Source organism: Granulicella mallensis MP5ACTX8, assembly GCF_000178955.2.
Taxonomy (GTDB): domain Bacteria; phylum Acidobacteriota; class Terriglobia; order Terriglobales; family Acidobacteriaceae; genus Granulicella; species Granulicella mallensis.
This window is the reverse complement of record NC_016631.1, coordinates 4,781,207-4,803,922: the sequence shown is the minus strand read 5'-3', so window position 1 is coordinate 4,803,922 and position 22,716 is coordinate 4,781,207. Positions and strand designations below refer to the sequence as shown.

The 22,716-nt window shown below is 57.8% G+C and carries 19 protein-coding genes and 1 tRNA gene; 13 read left to right on the top strand and 7 right to left on the bottom strand.

The annotated features are described in order from the left end of the window. Positions 1-86: 86 nt before the first annotated feature. The gene (locus ACIX8_RS18755) at positions 87-626 is read left to right on the top strand and encodes a regulatory protein RecX (protein WP_014266955.1); all 540 of its coding nucleotides are present in this window, start codon (positions 87-89) and stop codon (positions 624-626) included. Continuing rightward, a complete protein-coding gene (locus ACIX8_RS18750) occupies positions 619-1,539 on the top strand; it encodes a hypothetical protein (RefSeq protein WP_014266954.1) in 921 nt (306 codons plus the stop codon). Before ACIX8_RS18755 ends, ACIX8_RS18750 begins: the two co-directional genes overlap by 8 nt. 29 nt (positions 1,540-1,568) lie before the next feature. Here the strand turns inward: ACIX8_RS18750 and ACIX8_RS18745 are convergent, their stop codons facing one another. Beyond that, a complete protein-coding gene (locus tag ACIX8_RS18745; RefSeq protein WP_014266953.1) occupies positions 1,569-2,021 on the bottom strand; it encodes a PIN domain-containing protein in 453 nt (150 codons plus the stop codon). Continuing rightward, the gene (locus ACIX8_RS18740) at positions 2,008-2,268 is read right to left on the bottom strand and encodes a type II toxin-antitoxin system Phd/YefM family antitoxin (protein ID WP_150110669.1); all 261 of its coding nucleotides are present in this window, start codon (positions 2,266-2,268) and stop codon (positions 2,008-2,010) included. The genes ACIX8_RS18745 and ACIX8_RS18740 overlap by 14 nt, the downstream gene beginning before the upstream one ends. 62 nt (positions 2,269-2,330) lie before the next feature. On the opposite strand from ACIX8_RS18740, the gene alaS reads away from it, so the two are divergent. The 5 genes from alaS (at position 2,331) to ACIX8_RS18715 (ending at position 11,087) form a co-directional block, all read left to right on the top strand. Next, a complete protein-coding gene (gene alaS / locus ACIX8_RS18735; RefSeq protein WP_014266951.1) occupies positions 2,331-5,018 on the top strand; it encodes an alanine--tRNA ligase in 2,688 nt (895 codons plus the stop codon). Between the two features lie 239 nt (positions 5,019-5,257). Next, positions 5,258-7,573: an N-acetylmuramoyl-L-alanine amidase gene (locus tag ACIX8_RS18730; protein ID WP_014266950.1), complete on the top strand. Its 2,316-nt coding sequence runs from the start codon at positions 5,258-5,260 to the stop codon at positions 7,571-7,573. Positions 7,574-7,733: 160 nt separating this feature from the next. Further along, positions 7,734-8,876, top strand: a complete 1,143-nt coding sequence (locus ACIX8_RS18725) for a DUF6599 family protein (protein WP_014266949.1) — start codon at positions 7,734-7,736, stop codon at positions 8,874-8,876. Between the two features lie 503 nt (positions 8,877-9,379). Further along, positions 9,380-10,858, top strand: a complete 1,479-nt coding sequence (locus ACIX8_RS18720; protein WP_014266948.1) for a glycoside hydrolase family 28 protein — start codon at positions 9,380-9,382, stop codon at positions 10,856-10,858. Between the two features lie 153 nt (positions 10,859-11,011). Continuing rightward, positions 11,012-11,087: transfer RNA gene (locus tag ACIX8_RS18715), tRNA-Thr, on the top strand. A 20-nt stretch (positions 11,088-11,107) separates the two neighbouring features. Here ACIX8_RS18715 and ACIX8_RS18710 read toward each other — a convergent pair. After that, positions 11,108-12,007 (bottom strand): site-specific integrase, encoded by a 900-nt coding sequence (locus tag ACIX8_RS18710; protein WP_190273700.1) that lies wholly within the window; start codon positions 12,005-12,007, stop codon positions 11,108-11,110. A gap of 386 nt (positions 12,008-12,393) precedes the next feature. Continuing rightward, the gene (locus tag ACIX8_RS18705; protein WP_014266946.1) at positions 12,394-12,654 is read right to left on the bottom strand and encodes a hypothetical protein; all 261 of its coding nucleotides are present in this window, start codon (positions 12,652-12,654) and stop codon (positions 12,394-12,396) included. A gap of 380 nt (positions 12,655-13,034) precedes the next feature. Between ACIX8_RS18705 and ACIX8_RS18700 the strand changes: the two genes are divergently transcribed. Continuing rightward, positions 13,035-14,117, top strand: coding sequence for a LysR family transcriptional regulator (locus ACIX8_RS18700; protein ID WP_083836777.1), 1,083 nt, complete (start codon positions 13,035-13,037; stop codon positions 14,115-14,117). A gap of 78 nt (positions 14,118-14,195) precedes the next feature. Next, a complete protein-coding gene (locus ACIX8_RS18695) occupies positions 14,196-14,579 on the top strand; it encodes a hypothetical protein (RefSeq protein ID WP_014266944.1) in 384 nt (127 codons plus the stop codon). Here ACIX8_RS18695 and ACIX8_RS18690 read toward each other — a convergent pair. From ACIX8_RS18690 to ACIX8_RS18680, 3 genes are all read right to left on the bottom strand, one after another. Beyond that, entirely contained in the window at positions 14,560-15,225 is a 666-nt protein-coding gene (locus ACIX8_RS18690; protein WP_014266943.1) for a hypothetical protein, read from the bottom strand. The genes ACIX8_RS18695 and ACIX8_RS18690 overlap by 20 nt on opposite strands. A gap of 1,089 nt (positions 15,226-16,314) precedes the next feature. Then, positions 16,315-16,866: a hypothetical protein gene (locus tag ACIX8_RS18685; protein WP_014266942.1), complete on the bottom strand. Its 552-nt coding sequence runs from the start codon at positions 16,864-16,866 to the stop codon at positions 16,315-16,317. A 195-nt stretch (positions 16,867-17,061) separates the two neighbouring features. After that, positions 17,062-18,225 carry an IS481 family transposase gene (locus ACIX8_RS18680; RefSeq protein ID WP_014266941.1) on the bottom strand — a complete coding sequence of 388 codons (1,164 nt, stop codon included), beginning with the start codon at positions 18,223-18,225 and terminating at the stop codon, positions 17,062-17,064. Between the two features lie 331 nt (positions 18,226-18,556). Between ACIX8_RS18680 and ACIX8_RS18675 the strand changes: the two genes are divergently transcribed. From ACIX8_RS18675 to ACIX8_RS18660, 4 genes are all read left to right on the top strand, one after another. Continuing rightward, positions 18,557-18,841 (top strand): hypothetical protein, encoded by a 285-nt coding sequence (locus ACIX8_RS18675; RefSeq protein WP_014266940.1) that lies wholly within the window; start codon positions 18,557-18,559, stop codon positions 18,839-18,841. A gap of 34 nt (positions 18,842-18,875) precedes the next feature. Then, the gene (locus ACIX8_RS18670; RefSeq protein ID WP_014266939.1) at positions 18,876-19,811 is read left to right on the top strand and encodes an ArdC family protein; all 936 of its coding nucleotides are present in this window, start codon (positions 18,876-18,878) and stop codon (positions 19,809-19,811) included. Beyond that, positions 19,811-20,215: a DUF6908 domain-containing protein gene (locus ACIX8_RS18665; protein WP_014266938.1), complete on the top strand. Its 405-nt coding sequence runs from the start codon at positions 19,811-19,813 to the stop codon at positions 20,213-20,215. Before ACIX8_RS18670 ends, ACIX8_RS18665 begins: the two co-directional genes overlap by 1 nt. A 92-nt stretch (positions 20,216-20,307) precedes the next feature. After that, complete coding sequence (locus ACIX8_RS18660; protein WP_014266937.1) at positions 20,308-21,906, top strand: ParB/RepB/Spo0J family partition protein; 1,599 nt, start codon at positions 20,308-20,310, stop codon at positions 21,904-21,906. The last annotated feature ends 810 nt before the right edge of the window (positions 21,907-22,716 follow it).

The following is a 22,716-nucleotide window of genomic DNA, read 5'->3' as shown; positions in this document are numbered from 1 at the left end:
CGTGAACAAAAACGGGAGACAGCAGGTTCGCTCGCTCCGCTCGGAATGACAACAAGAAAACAACGGCAACAGCAAAGGCGGTAGAAGTGGCATTTGGCAAATCAAAATCGGCGAGACCTCCCCTGGATCAGGCGGAGTTGCTGGAGTACGCCGTGAAGTCGCTCGCCTCGAAGATGAAGAGCGAGCGCGATCTGCGCAACCGCATGAAAGACCGCGCTGAGCCCGGCGAGGCGGGCGTCGAGGCCATGGACGCCGTCATCGCGAAGTTGAAGGAGCTGGGGTATCTCAGCGATGAGCGCTTTGCTGCCGACTACACCCGCATGCGCCAGGAGAACGAAAAGTTCGGCAAGCGGCGCGTGCAGCAGGGACTGATGCAAAAAGGCATTGCAACCGAGCTGACCAACAAGACCCTCACTGCGGCCTATGACGAGGTCGATGAGGTCGCGCTGGCGAAGCAATACGTCGAGCGCAAACGCATGAAGAAGCCTGAGGGAGACAAGGAAGTTGCGCGCGCGATGCGCCGCCTGGTGGGCGCGGGGTTCAGCGTGGGGACGGTGTGGAAGGTGCTGCGCGGTTGGGGCGCGGACGTCGAAGAAGTAGATGTAGTGGAAGACAGCGGTGAATAAGACAGCAGTCCAGCGTGTGATCGGGATCGATTGGTCGGGTCGTATCGATACTTCGGGGCAGAGGCGGCACATCTGGGCAGGCGTCTGGACGATGGGTGCTGACGGCAAGGCCAGTGTGAAGCTCGAAGCCGGACGCACGCGCGATGAGGTGGGCGACTGGCTGATCGAACTGGCGAGCGAGACGCCTCGAATGGTGATCGGGATCGACTGCTGTTTCAGCTATCCCGGCTGGTTTCTCGCCGAGCACGGCTGCACGAATGCCTTCGACTTCTGGCGGCACGTTGCGGCAGGGCATGGAGAGCGTTGGCTGGCTCGGGAGTGCGAAGACCGGCGCTTCTGGGGCAAGCCACATAAGCGGCCGGCGGAGTTCTGCGGTGAAGGCTTGCGGCGCATGATGCGCCTGACCGACTGGGACAACAAGATTGCCCAGGCGCTGGAGGGTGGCGACCCGCAGCGTGCGGGCAAGATGCTTGGCATCACCCCGAAGTCTCCGTTTCAGATTGGGGGTTCCGGCAGCGTGGGCACGGGTTCGTTGCGAGCGATGCCGTTTCTGCTGCGGCTGCATGAGGCGGGGTTTCGCGTGTGGCCGTTTGAAGAGGCGCAGCTTGGTAGCAAGTCTTCAAAGCCTCTATTGGTGGAGATTTATACGCGGCTGCTGACGGGAGCCGTTGCAAAGAGCAATCCCGAAGCGCGTAAGGCGTATCTTGCGGCAAGACGTAAGACCGATCCGCTATATACGGGAATCTCGCGCGGAGTCTTTGCGGAGGCGCAGGGGTCAGAAGACGCATTCGATGCGCTGGTAAGCACGCTGGAGATGGTGCGGCACGCGGGCGAGTTCGCGAAGCTGCATGCGACACAGGACGAAGTTCTGCGGCTTGAAGGGATTACCTGGCGGCCAGGAGTGAAGGGATGAAGCGCGGAATTTACTTCCCCATGTAATTACTAACTGAGAAGGAGATGGAGTTCCGCATCCTCCATCGTGAACGGATTGTGGACGGTGAGCGAGCCGAAGGTACGACCATTTTGGAAATCTTCACTGAAGAGGATGGTGCAGCCCGTACGGATTGCAGAACAGATGAGAAGGGAGTCGAAGAATTGAAGATTGTCCTGTTGATGCAAAGACATTGCCTGAAGAAGATCTTCTGGGGTAGCAGCTTCGATATCGGTAAAAAGCATGTACTTCCGTACAATCATTTCGGCTTCTACTGGTTGTAGAAGCCGTTTACGCGTTGTTGCTCTGTAAAACTCGTTGAGGCACTGCAGGGGTAATTTAGCGCGCCTGGCGATGAGAATACGCACGATCTTTTCTGCGATCATGTGCTTTGCTTGATCTGAGCGATCAACAGCGTAAATAAGAATGTTAGTGTCGACTGTGAAGCGGCTAGTCGCGGTCATAGAGAGCATCACGATCGGTGATTTTGAAGCCGCCGAGGTCGTAGCCTTTGTGGAGAATATTCATAAACTCTTCAATTGCGTTCAGACGCTGCTCTTCGCTCTCCCAAATAGGAGCAACAGTTGCGGGGGGCACGATCTCAGCTACCGTCTTTCCACCGCGAATGAGCGTAAGGCGGTTGCCGGCTTCGACCTCGGCGACGAGTTCGGCGGTGTGTTCTTCGAGTTCCTGAATCGAGACGCTACGCACGAGATTGCCCTCTTTGTCCATTCTACTCTGGAGATATAGAGGCACTGATAAACTTTAGCTCTATGCGTAACTTGTCAGGCAATCAGATTCGTGAAGAGTTTCTGCGGTTTTTTGAAGAGAAGGGGCACCGCCGTGTGCACTCTTCCTCGCTGGTCCCGGCCAACGACCCCACCCTGCTGTTTACCAATGCGGGCATGAACCAGTTCAAGGACGTCTTCCTTGGCGCGGAGACGCGCGATTACTCGCGGGCTGCCTCTTCGCAGAAGTGCGTGCGGGCGGGCGGAAAACATAACGACCTTGAAAATGTCGGCTTTACGCGGCGGCACCATACCTTCTTCGAGATGCTCGGTAACTTCTCCTTTGGCGACTACTTCAAGCGCGATGCGATCAAGTACGCGTGGGAGCTGCTGACCTCGGAGGACTGGTTCGGAATCGACAAATCGAAGCTGTACGTGACGATCTTCGAGGGCGATGCGGCAGTGCCTCGCGACAATGAGGCTGAGCAGTTCTGGCTGGAAGCTGGCGTCCCCAAAGATCGCATCTATGAGCTTGGTGCGAAGGACAACTTCTGGGCGATGGGCGATACCGGTCCCTGCGGTCCTTGCTCGGAGATCTATTACGACCTCGGTCTGGCGGCTTCGGAGACAGGCGAGGACAAGCCGTTTGGCGAAGACGATCAGCGCTACATGGAGATCTGGAATCTCGTCTTCATGCAGTTCGACCGCAGTTCTGATGGCGTCCTGACGCCCCTGCCCAAGCCTTCGATCGATACGGGCATGGGGTTGGAACGCGTCGCTTGCGTGCTGCAGGGGAAGCTGTCGAACTACGAGAGCGATCTGTTTACGCCGTTGCTGGCGGCTGCGGTGAAGCTGACGAACTTCGCTCAGAGTTCCGAGTTACGAGAGGCGAGTATCGAGCAGTTGGCGGTGAGCGATGAGAAGGGTGCGGCTTCGCTCAGGATTATTGCGGACCATGCGCGGGCGTCGACGTTTTTGATCTCGGATGGTGTGCTGCCTGCGAACGAGGGACGCGGTTATGTGCTGCGCAAGATTCTGCGGCGCGGGATTCGGCATGGACGCCTGCTGGGGCAGGAGAAGCCGTTCATGCACGAGATGGTGCTGGCGGTACGCGATGAGATGGGCGAGGCCTATCCGGAGCTGAAGGATTCTGCGGAACGTGTGGCGAAGGTAGTGCTCGCGGAAGAGCAGCAGTTTGCGCGCACGCTGGAGCTTGGGCTGCGGCAGATGAACGAAGAGACGCTGCGTTCGGGATCGCAGGCCTTTCATCTTTACGAAACCTTCGGCATGCCGTTGGATTTCATGGTCGATGCGGCGCGGGATGCGGGCATTGAGTTTGATATGGCCGGTTTCGAAGCTGCAAAGGAAGAGGAGCAGCAGCGGGCTCGCGCTTCATGGAAGGGCGGATCGCAGAAGTCGGCATCGCCGGTGTATCGCGAGCTGGCGAAGACCGAGTTTGAGGGCTACACCTCGCTGCGTGTCGATGGCGCGAAGGTGATCGCGCTGGTGAAGGACGGCGTTGGCGTCAATGAATTGAAGCCGGGAGAGACAGGCGAGGTCGTGCTCGATGCGACCAGCTTCTATGCGGACTCCGGCGGACAGGTGGGGGATGTGGGCTGGCTGTACTCGGCCGATCACAACACTGTTGTTGCTGAGGTGTCGGGCTGCAAGAAGCCGGTGCAGGGTGTGTTCGCACACGCAGTGACGGTGAAGCAGTCGATTGCTGTTGGCGATACGGTGGATACGGTCGTGAACGGCGAGGTGCGCGCGGCGGTGATGCGCAACCATACCGGCACTCATCTTTTACATGCAGCGTTGAGACAGGTGCTGGGAACGCATGTGAAGCAGGCGGGTTCGTTGAACGATCGCGCGCGGCTGCGCTTCGATTTCTCGCACTTCACCGGTGTGGCCGACGAGGAACTGCAGGAGGTCGAGGACATCGTAAACCGGCAGGTGCTGGCGAACACCCTCGTGCAGACACTGGTAGATGTGCCGATTGACGTTGCGGTACATGAGCTGGGCGCGATGGCGCTCTTCGGCGAGAAGTACGGCGAGCGCGTTCGTGTGGTGAAGATCGGCGACTTCTCGACGGAGCTCTGCGGTGGAACGCACATCGCCGCGACGGGTGAGATTGGCCTGGTCAAGCTGGTGGGTGAAGGTGCTGTTGCGAGCGGTGTGCGACGTGTCGAGGCTGTAACCGGAACAGGTTCGCTGGCGGTGTTTCGCCGCGATGCGGATGTCGCGAAGGTAGCAGCGCAGTTTGGTGCGGGAGATGCGGACTCCTTGCGCGCGAGAGTGGCGGCTCAGGACGACGAAATGAAGAAGTTGCGTCGCGAACTGGAGCAGATGCGGATGAAGTCGGCCAGTGCGGCGACGGCGGATGCGGCGTCCTCGGCGGTTGAGGTCAAGGGTGTGAAGGTGCTGGCACAGCGCGTGGATGCTCTCGACAAATCGCAGATGCGGAACCTTGTGGATGAACTGCGCGGCAAGCTGGGCTCCGGCGTAGTGGTGCTGGGAGCAGCGACCGAGGGCCGGGTCTCGTTGATCGTTGGCGTGACCAAGGATCTTATCGGCAAGGTCCAGGCGGGAAAGATCGTCGGACAGATTGCAGCGAAGGTTGGCGGAAAGGGCGGCGGCCGTCCGGATCTTGCTGAGGCTGGTGGGAGTGATGTGGCTGCGCTGGATGGGGCGTTGGCGAGTGCGGCTGGTGTGGTGGGTGAGTTGCTGGGGTAGTTGTCGTTGTCGCTGTTGTTTTTGCCGTTGCTTTTCTGGTTGTCATTCCGAGCGGAGCGAGCGAACCTGCTGTCTCCCGCTCTTCGTTCGCGCTGCCTGGACAATATCGGGCCAACACTGAAAGATGTACAGTTCGTGCTGAACTGTAACGTTTGTGGCGATACGAACAAAAAACGGGAGACAGCAGGTTCGCTCGCTGCGCTCGGAATGACAACAAGAACAGCAAAAGCAGAGGCCACATGGTCGAGGGTATTCGCCTGAGTACCCTTGCAGGATTCACAGCCTGGAGAGCGCTGCCGCAAACCTACACTGAGATAGGTATGGGCATTCTTTGCCAAAGGTGGGTTGTGCGCGGACGTTGCGTAATGTGTGCGGTTGCGATCTCGTGCGTCTGCTGCACAGGGCTGAGTTCAGCAGCGCTTACGGCGCGAACGAAGACCGATCCCTGGCAGGCGGCGCTTACGGCACGGCGAGCCTTCGAGGCTGAACCTGCAGGCACGCATACCAAGGTGGAGTACGCCGAGGTGATGGATGATTTTCGCGCGATCTACCACGGTGACCCTGCGAATCCTCATGCAGCGCATGCCGTCGACCAGGTAGCGGAGTTGCTCGCCGAGCAGGGACGTGAGCTTAGCGATCGCAAGAGCCTTCACGATGCGGCTGGACAGTATGAGTTCCTGGCGAAGGCCTATCCGAGCGGATCGTTAGCCTCGGCTGCGCTTGTACATGCGTTGGAACTGCTTGGGCCGGACGGTGCCAATGACCCGGTTGAGGCTCGCAAAGTAAGAGAAGCGCTCGAGAGCCAGTATCCGAAGATAGCCAGGAGCCTCGAGACGAAGAGTGCTCGTTCGAGCGATGATGTGGCTCTTCCGCCAACGCAGAGAGCGCGTTCGACGGAGACCCCGGCTGTCGCGAAGACTGTGCGTCCGGTTCCATCGGCAGAGGTAGATGCTCCCCAGTCGGACGTTCCTGCTGTTCGACCGGTCAATCTATCTTCAAATAAGCATGTGGCGCAGGTCACGGGGATTCGTCACTGGTCGACCCCGACATACACGCGTGTGGCCATCGATCTTGGGGATGAGGTGGAATACCAGGCGGCCCGGGTGGAGAACCCTGACCGCATCTTCTTTGACCTGCATAACTCACACCTTGCCTCGGAGCTTGCAGGCAAGAGCTTTGCGGTGAATGACGACGGCTTCCTCACGCGTATTCGAGCGGCACAATTTTCCAATGACGTTACGCGAATCGTGTTGGATGTGCATGAGGTCGCGGAATACTCGGCGTTTCTGCTGCCGAATCCCTACCGGCTGATTATTGATATCCATGGGAAGCAGGGCGTGGGAGTAGTGAAGGAGCAGGGGAGCAACGAACAGCCAACAGGAGTTCAGGAGACAGTTAGTAGACATCCAGTTCCGGTTCCGGCAGTTTCGGCACCACCGCAGGTTGCGGTGGACCGGAGTAATACGAATGGCGCTACCGAGGTTTCCTCTCTACCGCCGACGCCGGTGACCGATGGCAGCGCTGCCTTTGGTTTGCCTCCGAGAAGGACTACCGGGAGCGCGAAGACTGTGGCGGTAGCGCAACCTCGGGTTGTGATCTCGACACGGCCGACGACTGCGAATCCGGTTCCGAATACAGTGACGTCGCACTCGGTCGATACGGGGACAGAGTTTACGGATGTCGGCGATCAGCCAGGCAAGGTCGAGGCGACGAGCAAGCCGACATCGCAGCCGATCGTCGAGCGTACCCTGAAGAATAAAGAACGGGCGAACGCAGCTCCGGTAGCCGCTGCGCCGCCGACGGCTGACGGCGAGACGCTGATGCGGGCCCTGGGGCTGAAGATCGGGCGGATCGTCATTGATCCGGGTCATGGTGGACATGATTCAGGAACGCTGGGCGTGGGCGGCATCGAGGAGAAGGACGTTGTGCTCGATGTGGCGCTGCGGTTGGGCAAGCTGCTGCACGACCGGCTTGGATCGGAGATCGTCTATACGCGTGCGGACGATACCTTCATTCCGCTGGAGACTCGGACGGCGATTGCGAACAAGGCGCAGGCTGACCTGTTTATCTCAGTGCACGCGAACAGTTCGCAGGACCCCTCCGCTCGTGGCGTCGAGGTGTATTACCTGAACTTCACCAGCGATCCGGATGCGATGCGGGTGGCGGGTCGTGAGAATGCTGTGTCGAACCAGAGCGTGCATGAGCTGAGCGACCTGGTGAAGAAGATCGCGCTCAAGGACAAGATCGACGAGTCGCGCGAACTGGCCACCGATGTGGATGCGGGGCTGTACTCCGGTTTGGCGAAGGGCAACGACGGGCTGAAGAACCGTGGGGTAAAGAAGGCGCCGTTCGTGGTGCTGATCGGCGCGAATATGCCGTCGATTCTGGCGGAGATCAGCTTTGTTACCAATCCGACGGATGCTGACCAGTTGCAGCAGCCGCAGTATCGGCAGCGTGTGGCTGAGAGTTTATACAACGGGGTTGCGAGGTACGCGTCGGGTATCAATGGTGGCAAGGCGGGTGCTTCGAGGTCGACCGAGCGGGCGCAGCGGTAGCTTGAAGAGGGTCGCCTGTACGGGCGGGAAGCAGATTCGCTCCCCTTCGGCTTCGCTCAGGGTCGGAATGACAACCAGAAAGGCAAAAGTCAGGGCCACGGCGCTGGCGATTGTCTTTCAGCGTGCTTACGTTTTGCCGTTGGTGTAGTCTGTGCCCTGTATGGGACTGGCTTTCGTTCTTCGGCGTGGTGTGTGTGCGAGCTTAGTGCTGGCGGGGTTTGCGGCGGGCGCGTTGGCGCAGTCCGCTGTTGCGATTACCGAGCCTCCGACGCCGTTGCTGCCGCAAAGTTTTGGTGAGTGGAAGGTGGGAGCAGCCGCTCCTTCTTCGGGAACCTCGTCTGTTTCGCTGGCGACGGCGAATAAAGCGGCGCTCGAAGAATGTGCGCCGCAGCGTTCGCAAGTCGCGGATTATGTGCGCAACGGGCACAGCGTTCATATTGAAGCCATCCAGTTCAACGACCGCACGGGAGCCTACAGCGCCTTTACCCTGGTGCAGCGACCGGAGATGCGCATCGGCAAAGAGCTTGGTTCAGTCGATGCGGTGGGCGACGGAGCGGTGCTGTTCACCGTAGGCTCGTCGTTGGTGCTGGTCTCTCCGGCTACAAGTGCGGATGTTGCGTCACTCAAGCCGCTGGCTGAGGTGCTGCCGAAGGTCAGCGGGGGCAAGGGCGTCGCTCCGTTGCTGCCGACGTTTATCCCGTCGAAGGGTTTGGTCGAGGGCAGTGTGCGCTATGCGGTAGGTCCTTCGAGCTATGCGGCGGAGGGCGGCGTGCTTCCGGCACAGTCGCTAGGCTGGGAGAAGAGCGCCGAGGCCGTGACCGCGCAGTTCTCCGACAAGCGCGGCAAAGAGACCCTGACGATCCTCATCTACCCGACTCCAACGATCGCGGGCGGCTATGCCAAGGCGATCCAGGGAGCCATCGGTTCGATGGGCCCAGCGTTTGTGAACGCCAAGGTGCGTCGCGAGGGCGAGCTGGTCATGCTGGCGTCGGGCACCTTCTCGCCTGACGAAGCGCAGCGGATGATCGAGAACATCCACATGCACCAGCAGTTGAGCTTCGATAAGGACGTGCAGCCGGTCTTCCATACGGAGGTGCAGAAGACCTTCAGCCTGCTCCAGGGCATCGCGCTCCTCTCCGGCATGATGATGCTGGCGGCGGTCCTTCTGGGGCTGTTTCTAGGCGGCGGACGGGCCGCTTTCCGCGTCATGCGAGGCAAGCCGGCGGCCAGCGAGCCGGAGTTCCTGAGCCTGCACCTCGATCCGCAAAACAAGGCCCCCAAATTCGGGCCGCCACAGTCCTGAGAGATTAAAATTGGCTCCTACCGGCTGCAGAGGCTATGGGTGGGTACCCGAGGAAAACCGTGCAAAAACCAGAGCTTCCGGGTGATGTTTCCACTAAGTTGTTGAAAATATTGGGATTGATATTTATCCCAAAACTTTCTTGACAGCGTTCGAGGCCAACCATACTCTTGCACCAGAGAGTTCCGATAGCTTTGCCTCTGTTGGAACTGCCTCCCATAGAAAAGGGTCGCCCTGTTGCCGGGCGGCCCTTTGCCTTTGTGGAAAAGTTGGGACGGAATTGCTGGGAAAACAGGCAAAGGCAAAAGCTTTCTAACGCAGAGGGCGCTGAGGTTTTGCAGAGGACGCGGCGATATCCGTGGTGGCCTCTGAGAAACCTCGGCGCCCTCTGCGTTAAAGATTTGGGAGCTCGTAGCTGCATGGCTGGTTCGAACTGCTATTCAGGTTGTTCACTTGTCAGACAGGTTTGTGCTAGTGTTTGTGGGCAATCTTTATGGAGGGTTTTGATGTTTCAGCGGGATAGAGCAGTTCTGCGTCCGTGGACCGTGGCTTGCGGCCTGATGTTGACGATGGGAGCAGTAGCGGGGGCACAGGATACCCGGCAGGTGGTCGAGCCGAAGATTCCGTCAGCCTGTGTGAAGCTGGAGCCTCATCTGAAGGGTGCTCTGCGAGAGCAGGATGAGGAGAAGCTGGACACTGAGCGCATCCAGAAGGCCATCGACGGTTGCAAGCCGGGAATGGCGGTCGAGCTGCTTCGTGGGACAGCAGCCTCTGGATACTTCCTCACGGGTCCGCTGGAGATGCGCGAAGGCGTAACCCTGCTGATCGACAAGGATGTGACTCTCTACGGTTCGCGCGACCCGAAGGTCTACGAGACGCCCAATCCGGACGCGAAGCCTGGCGATCCTATCAAGTGTGGGACCTCCATGCCTCGTCCCGCAGCCTTTCCCGTGCAACTGGCGGCGACTGCGGCGGCGCGGCGCGGCGGATGCCGGCCTCTGATCACGATCAACGATGCCAAGAATGTCGGCATCATGGGCGATGGCACGATCGACGGCCGAGGCTATGCAAAGATCCTCGGCAAGGACTACTCGTGGTGGCAGATGGCGCGCAAGGCGCAGCCCACGGACGATCTCTACTTCAACCCACGGCTCATCCAGGCGAATCATGCCGACGGCCTGGTGTTGTATCGCGTGCATCTGAACAACTCGCCGAACTTCCATGTCGGGGTGAACAATACGAACGGGTTCACGGCCTGGGGAGTGCATCTGCAGACGCCCACCGACAAGTCTCTGGACGCACGCAACACAGACGGCATCGATCCGGGGACATCGCAGAACATTACGGTTGCCTACAGCTGGATCGACAACGGGGACGACAACATCGCGATCAAGCAGGGCGTGTCGCATATGAGTGTTATTCACGATCACTTCTATAGCGGGCACGGGATGTCGATCGGTTCGGAGACGGTACTGGGACAGAGCTACCTGGTGGTGCATGACCTGGTGGAAGACCATACCTCGAGCGGGATTCGCATCAAGAGCAATGTGAAACGCGGTGGTCCGGCCCACGATCTGATCTACAAGGGCGTCTGCATGAAGGACGTGCCGATTCCGATTGCGATCTCGCCCTATTACACCAACCAGACCGTCGAGCCGTTTGAGGACCCGAAGTATACCGGCGATAAGATTCCGGATTACAAGGGGATTACGCTCCAGGACATCTACTCGGAGACGCCGGGGGATGTGTTGATTGCGGGACTGAACGACGAGCATCGGACGCAGGTGATGCTGCAGAACGTCACGATCAAGGGCATCAAGCCCAGCCAAGTACATCTGTTTTACGACGACCTGACTGTTCGCTCGCCTGGGACGAACATTCCCTTGCGGGAGAGCGCGAACCCGACAGTGAAGCTGGTTGGTGATGGGGAGAAGGCTGTGGAGCAGGTTGATCCGTGTGCCGGGAAGTTTGTCCCGATGCAGTAGTTTTTCGTCGTCCTCCTGAGCTGCAGGCTCAGGAGGACGACGAAAAGCGAGGGCGATTTTGCGTCTGCGTAGTTTGCCGATAGAATGACTGAGGAGCAGGCCAGACGCAAAGCGCACGATGAGCGTCTGTGAAGTACCCTGCATCTGGAGCAGGCCGACGTAGCTCAGTTGGTAGAGCAGCTGATTCGTAATCAGCAGGTCAGCGGTTCAAGTCCGCTCGTCGGCTCCATCTTTTCAAAGACTTAGCCTTCAGTTAACCGCTGTCTGCTGTACAACTGCTGTACAGGCTATTTTTTCTTCCAATACACGCATCGCCTCCTGCGCCACTCGTGGCACAGTTTTGATGTAGAAGCGCTGTGTCGTACTCACGTCCTCGTGCCTCAGGATGCATTGGATCGTGGTGTCTTCCACACCCAGCTCCTTGAGGTTGGTTGCGAGCCCGCGACGATACGCCTGCCAACCCTTCCACTGCATGCCGTTCGCTTCAAATACTGGTTTGAGTATGCGGTCGGCAATGTTATCCAGATCGAGCGCTCCGCCGCAACGGTTGGGGAACATGAATCCCGCCGCTGTCTCCGGTCGGATCGCATCGAGCAACAGGCGGAGAGGGCGAATGACCGGTACCAACCCAGGTTCATCCACATCCTCATCAGTTTTAGTGCTCTTTAGCGTCGTGTTCCAAACGCTCCGGCAGATGGCTAGCATCTCGCCGCGATCGTCGTCCCACCACAATCCCCTAATTTCTCCCTTGCGAAGCGCTGCAAAGGCGGTAACCCCGATAATCGCGCGCATTTGATTTGCGCTGATTCCGGCGACATAAACCTCCGCCTTGATCCCCGTTCTCCTGCGAGTGATACGGGTTGTCTTGCGTTTGCGCGGTAGCGGTTGGGGAACGATGATGGGATCGCTCGTAAAGAGCCCCAGATGCGTCAGGATCTCGTCCAGGCTGTAAGCAAGGCGCTTGCGGCCGTGCTTCTTCCCCTTGGGGATCCTGACCCCTGTCGTCGGGTTCGCACCGTCATACACGCCCAGGTTTCGAGCTTCCGTGAAGATGGCGCTGAGCGTCACCTTCATCGTCTTGTACGTTCCGTGTGCGAGCTTCGTCCCATGTTCATCTTCAATTGAGTTGAGGATGTTTTGGATATGCATTGGACGAACATCCCGAAGCCGTAAGCCTCCAGCTCGCGATTTCAAATGGCAATTCCACGTATCTCGATAGCACTTGAGCCCGGCCCCAGTGAGCCGCCTCTCGCATGCCGGCAGAAACGTGTTGACCACGAAATCCACGAGTGTAACTCCCGATCCGGGATCGAACCCGATTCTGTTCAGGCGATCCATGAATTGATTCTTGAGCGGAATAACGTCCGACTTCTTCGGAAAATCCTTCACGCTCGCTAAACGATGAGCAGGATTCTTTCGCGAAGGGGTACCGTCCTCGTTCTCGACGGTCTCCCAATAGCGAACGAACCAGCTGCCGTGGTCTTGGTACAAACTTCCTTGCTGGGCCATCAAAACTCTCCTTTTGGGGGAATTCGTTAGGACCAGGTCTTGCGTGATGTTGTTGTGCCGCCGACGCGACGGGCCAGCCAGTCATTCATCTCGGGAGAGCCCCAACGGTAGCGTCGATGTTTCCCAAGCCGGAAGACCGGAATTGGGTCGGATGTTCGCGACCGCTTGCTCTGTTCGATGACCCAGGATTCTTTGACCTTGAGCCGCAACGCCAGCTCATTTGAGTCTAATATTTCCATTTCCAGCAGGCTAGAGCCTTGAGAGCTGATTGCATGTGACGCAAACATCAATCTCCTCCTCGTTGCGTCCGTGCCATTCGGACACGGGGTGATAAAACAATTGCCCGGCTCTGAACTCAGCACATTCCATTCGCCATCTCCGGGCACGAATTAGCGGCATCTTCCGATACCGGGAAATATGCCTAGCTTCTCTCGATAGAAAAGGACTGTCCAATACTTTCCATTTATCGGGTGATACGTTTCGCCTATCACCTCGAAATGGCTTAGTCGAAAGTAAGCATCTGGCCGCGAGGCGTAATTATGGCCAAAATAGACTTTTCTGTTGATAACCAGGACCGAGATTGACAGACTTTCCACAGGTGGGGAATGCGGTCATTTGCTCGTTTGAAGTCGGGCCGAGCGCGCTCCTTCTTGTCGAGCAGTGCGCTATGTATGAATGGGCCGAGCTTCGCCATTTCAGATATTTGCTGACGATCCTCGAGAAACAGGGGTTCCGAGCTGCTGCGGAGGAGTTGCGTACCGCGCAACCCAATCTCAGCGTTCAGGCCCGACAGTTCCAGGAAAACGCTTCGGTTCGTCTCTTTCGCAAGATGAAGGGCGGACGTATTCGGCCCACGGACACTGGAGTTGCCTTCAAGGTCTTAGCCCGGCTCTTGCTCGAAACACGCGATGAAGTGATCGATGCACTCATAGCGATCGAGCGTGGTGAGATACGTTCCGTTCGATTCGGATGTACTCCCCTGGTTGAACAGGGATTGTTTCGCACCTTCTGCGATCTCCACAAAGAGATTCTCCCCATATGCCCAGTGCGGCCAACGCACGGAGACACGGCACACCTGGCGGAAGAAATTATTTCGGGAACTGTCGATGCCGCCTTTGTGACGTTGCCCTTATGTCATCCGGATCTACACATCGAAGAATTGCGGCGAGATCGTCTCGTCGTCTGCCTGCGGCGAGACGATCCGCTCGCCGCGAAAGCTTCTTTACAGGCGACTGAGTTGCAGGGCAATCTTGCAGTTCTGTATCACCCGCAACGGCACCCCGATGCCCACGAACGGCTGCAGGAGCTCCTTAGAGACGCTGGTGTGCAGCTCGAGGATTACTCGTGCGCGTCGCATCCTTCCGAAATTCAGACACTGGTAAAAGGGGGACATGGCTTGGCGCTGATTCGGGAGGGAACAACTCTTGATGAAGAGTTGACGACCCGCCCCATTGCCGGCGTGGATTGGACTGTGGATACGGCCTTGATCTATCACAAAGTACGTCATCCGAAGACTGTTCCAATCCTGGTAAAGCGACTCATGAAGCACCTCTCTCAGAATGGCAAAGAGATGGTAAAGATGGTAACGAACGATCAATCGACACCGGTACAAGCGTACGTCGCTAAGGGAAAGCGTCCTTCGCGACGTGCGACAGATGGTCCGATTCAGATGACACTCCTGGGTCAGAAGTTGAAGCATCAGCGTGAGATAGAACGAGGTGATACTTCAGAGCTATCGCCCGATAAATAATATGTATTGGACGCGAGTGATACGCGAGCCTAATCATCACGGCATATTCCCGACTGAGACCAGTCGATGGAGGAGCCGATGTCCCGTAGCTACCGCGTCGTTATCCCAAGCAATTCAGCCTATCTTGCCAAGCGATTGGCACAACTCTTTTCCAAACAAAACCTCCGTTGTGCAGCGCGCGCGGTAACGCCCGCTCTGTTTGTGCTTGCGCTCTCAGGCGTCGCCCATGCGCAAGGAACGATGGATTTCTCCGGGGCGCAGACCCTTATGGGAACCTTCAAAACGTTCGCCATCTATGCTGGCGCTGTCATCTGTTTCGGCGGCATGATCTTCGCCGGAATCCGGATGATGAGCGGTCGTTTTCAAGAGGCAATTCCAGGCTTATTCGGTGCGCTGTTCGGTGCAGGCGTACTCGGATGGGGTGCAGGCTGGATTGGTTCACTTACTGGCCAGTCGATGTGAGGTAGCCATGCACACAACGAAGCGGGGAGAATCGATATCCGTTCGTGAATTGAAGCAGGTAGATGGATCGAGGATTGGGTTGGCGCGCTTCTGCCTCCTCGATGGGCTCGACAAGAGCCATGGCTCCTGGGGGCAGGCTCGATCCGAGGCTGTCCTCCGTGCCGACATGCACATAGAAGGTTCCTGGACGTCGCCATGCCGGTCCCTTCAGTGCGCGCATGGGGATGTCGCGCTGCCAACTTCGTACGAGTTCCCCAAGCGTTGCATCCGATGTGTACGCCTCTGAGGAAGCCAGTTCCAAAGGCAGATCCACGAGAAGATCACGCTCAAACGCATACGACTCAACGATATGGGTTCGACTGCCGTTCAATCGCAGTTCGTACTCTCGAATCCCACCCAGATCGTATCCAAAGAGCCGGTGGGCGCCTTCGATCGTCAAAGAGAAGATATCCGCAATCTCGAGCAGCAGGCTCAGCGTCGGATGATCTCCCGTCCGACGCAGGTTTGATAGCAGGTTCTTCGTGATGAGTTCACGTCGTTCGAAGGCATAGCGTTCGCGATCATTCGACGGCGTGAACTGTCGGTGCAGTTCACGGAGATGCACGACCGCGTCAGAGATCTCGTTACGGGGAACAGGTCGATACACAGCGAAGGGCTTCTCTCAAAAGAACTCAACATCGGGAGCTGCGACATCGCTGAAGTAAGGAGCCGAGTGTCACATGCCGTTCGGTGGATCACGAATGACTGTCTTGGTTGATCGAACATGTCATCTGGGAACCACCACTTCGATCGCTAACCTGGGCCCGCGGCAAGCAATGTGGCTGCTTGCCTTCTAGCCAGTGTGCCTTCCCGCCCCGGAATCTGCAACCAAGTAAGATCCCAAACCGCACTCTGCACCTCCTCTTCATCAGAGACTTTCATGCTGGGAAATGAATCAGCGATCAATGCTCTTGGGTAAATTCCCGGTGGGTATCTGACCAACAATTCCAACAGGATGAACGTGTTGACGGGAAGATGTCTCTTCCCGCGCTCTAGCCGCTTGTGCGTCTTCCGCTCCCATCTCAGCGGGCCGTTCCTGCCCGCAACGCCCTCCCCGATAAGACCGGCGTGCTACGCACGCGCCGAAGGAAACCAAGCCTTCCTAGGGGTGAGTGTACCGGGACATGCGTTACGCTGTGGACCTGAGACATCCGTTACAAGCCCCTTGCGGTGGCGATGGTTCGGCTTGAGGGCATAAGAAGACATATATCCGGTCGTCGAGGCCGTGGAAATGTGGAAATCCCAAAGGGATTTCCAAAGAGTGTGGGAAGGGTGGAAAGCCGGCATCCATGCTTTCCATACTCTGCCATTTCCATGGCCTGCTTTTCACGCTCGAGAGCTCCATAAACCGTTAGGCCGCCACCCAGTGCAATGCACCACGCCCGCCTTTGATGCTCATCGGTATTCGTAGCTTGTGATTGAGTGCATTGGCGATTCGGCGGCAACGGTCGGATAAGTCGGGAAATCGAGCACGATGACAAGCTCCTGCCGTAGTTACCTATAACCCCGTATTGCGTGAGGGTCGAAAAAAGCTAGTTCTCCGACGGATGCTCAATATCGTCGATGACCAGCACTTTCCCGGCCTGTTCGTTGGCACCAACTTCAACCCGAGCTGCTCATCAATCGCGGCAAACAGGGATGCACCTTCCGAGCTAAAGCTCATCCCATTTAAACCAAGTCAAACTGGCCCGCTACTTCAGGCTGGTTCGATCACGGTAGGGCGGGCGAAGCGGGCGGGGCGTTTGATCATAAGCAGGGCGCGGAAGGCAAGTTCGGCGCAGAGCAGCCAGAAGTAGCCGTTGCCGCCGATGCGGGCGCGGAAGATCAATGCGAGAACGCCGAGGACAGCCAGACGAAACGCGATGTCCACCATCTTCGCGCGAGCTGGGCGCTCGTACAGGCGGATGCGCCAGGCTCGGAAGCCCTCAGAGGCAGAGGCGATCTCCTCGTCGGATGGCTCTAGCAGAGGCTCACCGTCCTCGTGGCGTTGCCTGGCCTTCACAGCGAGGTAGATCCAGTAGAGCGGCATGATGCAGCTGAAGATATGCGCGACGCGGCAGAAGTCCCACTCATGCCACGTGAACCAGATCAGTGGTGGGAGGCCAAAGACAAACGCTGCATACACGGCCAGTACGATCCATCCGGCGATGCGCTTGCCTGTCCCCTGGGAAGCATTGAATGCCGCGTGACGCGCCCAGAGACCAAGGTCGCGCCAGGCAGGCTCCCGTTTCTGTTTACTGTTCTGCATGCTTGCCTCGCAAAGCTGAGGTGCGACTGCGAATCTGTATGTCCACTGTACAACAGCAGCGGGCGGGGCCTCAGCTATCGATCAGTTTGATTTAGATCGGACCCTCCGCCCTCCACAAATCGCCTACAAAGTCACGATTTCGGCAGCTACTATTCTCAGATCGTTACCAGCAGGTCAATGCACTCATCGATGGGTTCAGACCACTCTTCGTGCAGCTCTGAAGCGAAGCTCTTCGGAATTGAATTCTCCAATCTCCATCTCTCGAAAGAAGACTTTGTAAAACCCCGGTGTGATCAACTCGACTCCCAACTCTTCGAAGCGGAATACTTCGCTGATGAAGACTCTGTTCTTGTGCCAGCTGATGTCGCCGCTATTGTTGACTCGCCGCAGCAGAAGACCCTTCGGGTACGTGAACTCTGGCAACTTCCGCGGCAGTCGGATCGAGCTGGGGATGTAGAGACTTGCTGGAACCTGGTTGTTTAGGCCCTCGTGCGGGCGCTCGTTATTGAACACGTAGCGAAAGTTATCGAAGCGGCTCTGCTGTGCACGAAGGGATGACGCAGGTGGGTTCGTCGTGTCCTCCTTTAGCGTGCGATGCATCCGCTCGTGGCGGCCATTTTGTTGCGGTCGACCTGCTTGAATGCGTTCGTGCACGATCCCAAGCTTCATCCATCCGAGCGAGAGCTTTGACAGCCCCAGTAGCCCCGTGCCCGCAAACGGTGCGCCGTTGTCGGTCCTGATCCATGCTGGCATCCCATACTCTCGCATGGCTGCTTCGCAGATTGCTCGGACTTGGCTGAGGTCCATCCGCGAGACGATCTGGCAACGAATCAAGTAACGGCTATGTGCGTCCGTGATGGTGAACGGATCGCAGCGCTTACCGTCGCCGGTGGCGAAGTAACCCTTGAAATCCATGCACCATAGCTGATTTGGACCCGTGACCAGAGAGAACGGCTCAGAGCATGGCGTCGTGCGTTTTCTCTTCCTCTGCGGACTGGTCAAGCCCGCGCGGCTCAAGATGTTACCGAAAGTGCTAGCTGCAGGCCACACCACGTCTGGCTGGAGCATTTCCAGCCTTGCCTTGAGTTTGCGCGCGCCCCAGGACGGATGCTTCGCACGAAGGACGAGGATAGCGTTCTCCAGCGGCTCGAGTGTCGCGTGCGAACAGGTGTGCGGGCGTCGGCTGCGATCTACGAGCCCTTCCGGCCCAGTCTCGTTATAGCGATTGATCCAGCGGTAGGCCGTTGGACGCGAGATCCCATACGCGCGACACAGGTCCGCTACCGTCATCTCTTCCTTTCGGTAACTCGACAGAAACTGTAGACGTTGATCCAAGATACGACTCTCTTTCCAGGGCATACAACATCGTCGTGTGTGCCCAAATACCGAGTTTCCATAGCCGTCGCGCTTCGCTGTAAACCATGTCTCCGGTCTGTTTTGTAACGGAAGTGCTAAGTACGCTCAGGGGCTCCGCCCCCCGCGCGCGTCAAGGGGTCTCCCCAATCTTCCGCGCTTCGCTTGTGCAGACCTCCGCTGCGCTGCGCCCTTTCCGTTCCGGCTGCGCCTGCACTGCAAGGGTGGGAGATGCCCCTCCCCTTGACGCTTGCTACCCCCGCCTTCGCCAGGGGGCGTTCGGCATGTACATGCCGCGTTTCAACGCGGACGTGCAAACGCAAAAGCGGGAGGCAATATGCGACCAACACAAACCAACCCACCGGAGACACCGAACCCTTTTACATGGCGGCGTTTCGCCAACGTGTATATGGGCGAACACCTTCTGGGCGAGGACACCGTAGACCTCGCGCAATTGGGCTTTTGCGGCGATACGGTCACCGTCTCCTGCCCCACCTGGGGAGAGGTTCTCGGGCATGTCCCTGTGGAACTTCTCAGCGATGGGCTGGAAGACCTCACCACAACCCACATCACCCCCGTACTCGACTGGCACCGCGCGAAACATTATTCGCGCCTTGCCTAAGCCACTGCGCCACAACCCTAAGGAGAAGACAACCATGAACACCGCAATCGCCACATCCAGCCCCGTCCATCCGTCGACCCCAAACCCCACACCGTTGGCGCACAAGACCGAGCGCCCCAAGGGTCTGAAAGAGGCTATCGCTGCCAACGTGAAGTGTTTGATTGAACAGCTTGAGGCAGGGCATAGCGACGCGCTCACTGCCTACCTCAACGCCATGAGTCGTTTTCATAACTACAGCTTTGGCAATGTCTTGGAGATCGCATGGCAGCGACCTACCGCAACCCGCGTGGCCGGGCTGTATGCGTGGAACCAGTTAGGCCGCAAGGTGAAGAAGGGAGAGAAGGGCATCCGCATTCTGGCTCCCATCATCGGCATCAAGCGCAAGAAGGACGAGGAAGCGGAAAAGGACATTACCCGCCAGAACACCCGCGTTCTTGTCGGCTTTCGCAATGCCTATGTCTTCGATGTCTCTCAGACCGAAGGCGCGGAGCTTCCCGCTCTGCGTGAGATGAGTGGCGATGCGGGCGAGAACCGGGATCGTCTTCTCTCCTTCATCGAGCGGCAGGGAATTGAACTCGTTTTCACCGAGAACATTCGTCCCGCGCTCGGCACGAGCTATGGCGGCCGCATCGACATCCTGCCGGGTCAGTCGAAGGCCGAGGAGTTCGCGACCCTCGTGCATGAAGTGGCGCACGAGTTGTTGCATAAGGCCGAACGCCGGACCACAACCACAAAGGTTGTGCGTGAGACCGAGGCCGAGGCCATTGCCTTTGTTGTCGGCAAGGCCGTTGGTCTGGATACCGGAACCTCGTCCGCCGATTACATCCACCTGTACCACGGTAACGCTTCCTTGCTGGCCGAGAGCTTGGAAGTGATTCAACAGACCTCCGCCATCATCCTTGCCGCATTGCAGCCGCCAACTGAAGAACAGGCGGCCATGCACGATGCAGAACTGGCGCAGGTGGCCTAATGCAGACCATTCTCGCAATCCTCAAACAGGCCGGAGGTTGGAACCACGGCCTTTATCTCAAGATTGAAAACCCGCCCTATGCTCCTCTCGTCATCGACGCTATGGACGAGTCTGGCCCGTGCGGTTTGCCCGCATTGTCTGTCGCGCAATATGGCGACGCACTATGCAAACCGGAGATGTGTTTCGAGCTTGGATTAGCAGACTGGCCACAGCTGAACCCCTTCTATTACCGGAACGACTATGCGGGCATAGAGCAATGGAGCCGATACATCTACGACGGTGACTACATCCACCTTTCCGATGTGCATATGCAACACGAGCGACTGGCAAGGCAGTGGGACAACAACCTTCGCTTGCAAGGTTTCTCCGAGGCCTTCGACCCGCACGAGCACATGCGTGGTTAGCCCAAGTTCCCCGCCCACCGGAGCGGAGGCAGGAAAGCGCGTCCGCTCCACAACCATCATGCAGTGCAACCGCTCGAAAGGAGCACGTCATCATGAACACCGCTATCGTCAACAACGTACCGCGTGAGCTTCCCATCGCTATACTCTCCGAGTCACCTACCAACCCGCGCCGCGTCTTCGACGAAGCGTTTCTGAAAGAGCTTGCCAGCAGCATTGATTCGCAGGGCGTTCTCGCATCCTTGCTCGTGCGGCCTAAGAACCAACGCTATGAAATCGTCTTCGGGGCGCAGCGCTTCCGCGCCGCGCAGATCGCCGGGAAAGAATCTGTTCCCGTCGAAATCCGGGAGATGACAGACGCGCAGGTCATGGAGGCCCAGCTTGTCGAAAATCTCCAGCGCCGGGACGTGCATCCTCTCGAAGAGGCCAATAGCTTCAAAGGGCTTCTCGATCTGGAGGAACACAAGTACAGCATCGAGCAGATTGCGGCCAAGATCGGCAAACCACCGGCTTACGTCGCCATGCGTTTGAAGCTGACCGAACTGGCCGAGGTAGTCATAGACGAGTTTTACCGCGAGGAGATCGGCCTTGGCCATGCGCTGCTGCTGGCGAAGTTGCCGCTCGATAAACAAGAGGGAGCCCTGAAGGCTTGCTTCCGCGAGGATTGGAGTGCATCGAGCGACCGCAAGGCGAAGCGCCTTCTTCTCCCCGTTCGCAATCTACAAACGTGGGTTGAGCAGAACATCCTGCTCGTCCTCAAGGACGCTCCGTTCGATAAGAAGGACGCGCATCTTGTTGCCATCGCCGGGAGTTGTGTGGACTGCCCCAAACGGACAGGGCACAACAAGCTCCTTTTCTCCGATCTGAGTAAAGAGGACGCTTGCTCAGACCCGAACTGCTATCGGGCGAAGCTAGATGCGCATGTAGCCAGTGCCATCGCGGCTAGGCCCAAGCTGGTGCAGATCAGCACGGGCTACACGAAGCCGCAGGAGGGGAGTGCCGTTGTGCCGCGTGGCAAGTACGTTGCCATTGTGTCCGAGAAGCCGAAAGACAAGGAACAGGCGCAACGGCCTCAGTTCAAAACCTGCAAGTTCACTACTGAGGCGATCATCGCGGATGGCGAGGGAAAGGGCCAGGTTCAAAAGGTATGCGCCAATCCCGCTTGTCCCATTCATCACCCGAAGAAACAACAGGCGAACGTCGATACTTCTTATAAAGTGCAGCAAGAGAAAGAGCGGCGCGAGCAAGCCATCAGCTACAGCATCGGTGTCAGGACGCTTGCCGCTATCGCGGCGGCTGTGCCTGTTCGGATGATGAAACGCGATCTGTTGTTCGTGACAGAGCGTCTGACGGGGATGTTGAGCGACAACCATATCACCGCTCTCGCCCGGCAACATGGTATCAAATCAACAAAAGCAAACGAGTCCATCGCCAAACTCTTTACCGTATACCTGCGTCAAGTCGAGGAGAGCAAGCTGGGTAGCGTCGTAATCGAGTTGACCATCCTCCTCGCCGCCGCCCGTGGCAACAGCGCGACTGTCCTGCGGGACGCTGCGGTGGTCTACAAGGTGAACACCGACGCCATCGCCCTCAAGGTGAAACAGGAGTTCGCCGCCAAGGAGAAGATGCAGGTCGCAAAGAAGGGTATGGTCAAAGCCCAGCCAAAAGACGTGAAAAAGGCGAAGGCTGCCTAGCCTTCGCCCCTTGCCTTCGATGGCGCCTGCGAACCAGCAGGCGCCATTTTTTGCCCGTCCTTCCCACCCCGGGCGTTGCTCCTGCCAGGCAGGGGCAAGCTATGCCCTCCCACCCGACGGGCTTGGATACTTCAGTAATCTTTGCCTCAAGAGACCCACGCCTCAGGGCACTGGTTAGATTGACCTTCAATCGCCAGCGGGAGAGATGCCTCCTGGGTGCCCTCGTGCTTGCGACCTCAGCAGTCGACCTGGTCCTGGTGGTAAAGATGCACTTGTAGCAAACGTCATCAAATGAGGCGGAACCCTGGCGACGGTTTCCCATGACACACCAGCATCTTGCAACGTTTGTCGTTGGCTTTCTCCAATCCTTCTCAGTCAGCAAATGGTATGGAGGTACGGCTTTCGCCTTGAGCGGGCTCCATCGCCGATATGCTCGCGCCAGCGGCACACCGGTGGACGGTATTCTCCAACGAAATAAAAAAACATCGTATCGCAAGAATATTTATCCGAGGCACGTGTTTTACCTGGAGCAACATACGTTTGCCGGGTGCCAGTGGAAACCAGAAATCGTTCCTTATTTTCTAGAGATCAGAGCTCGAACCCCTGGGAATACTCACTCGAGACTCGTCAAGACGAGAGTGTCGAGCCTGCCACCCTGCTAATTTCTCCGCAGTGCGAATCCCCGCGAACATCAGCACGCGGTGCGCTCGCATAGTTTTCCTTCTGGGGCTCGGCCTAACAACCAGGCACTGCAGTATAGAGTGCCTCCTTAGGCATGAACCTCACATCACTCACGTTATTTCTCAACTG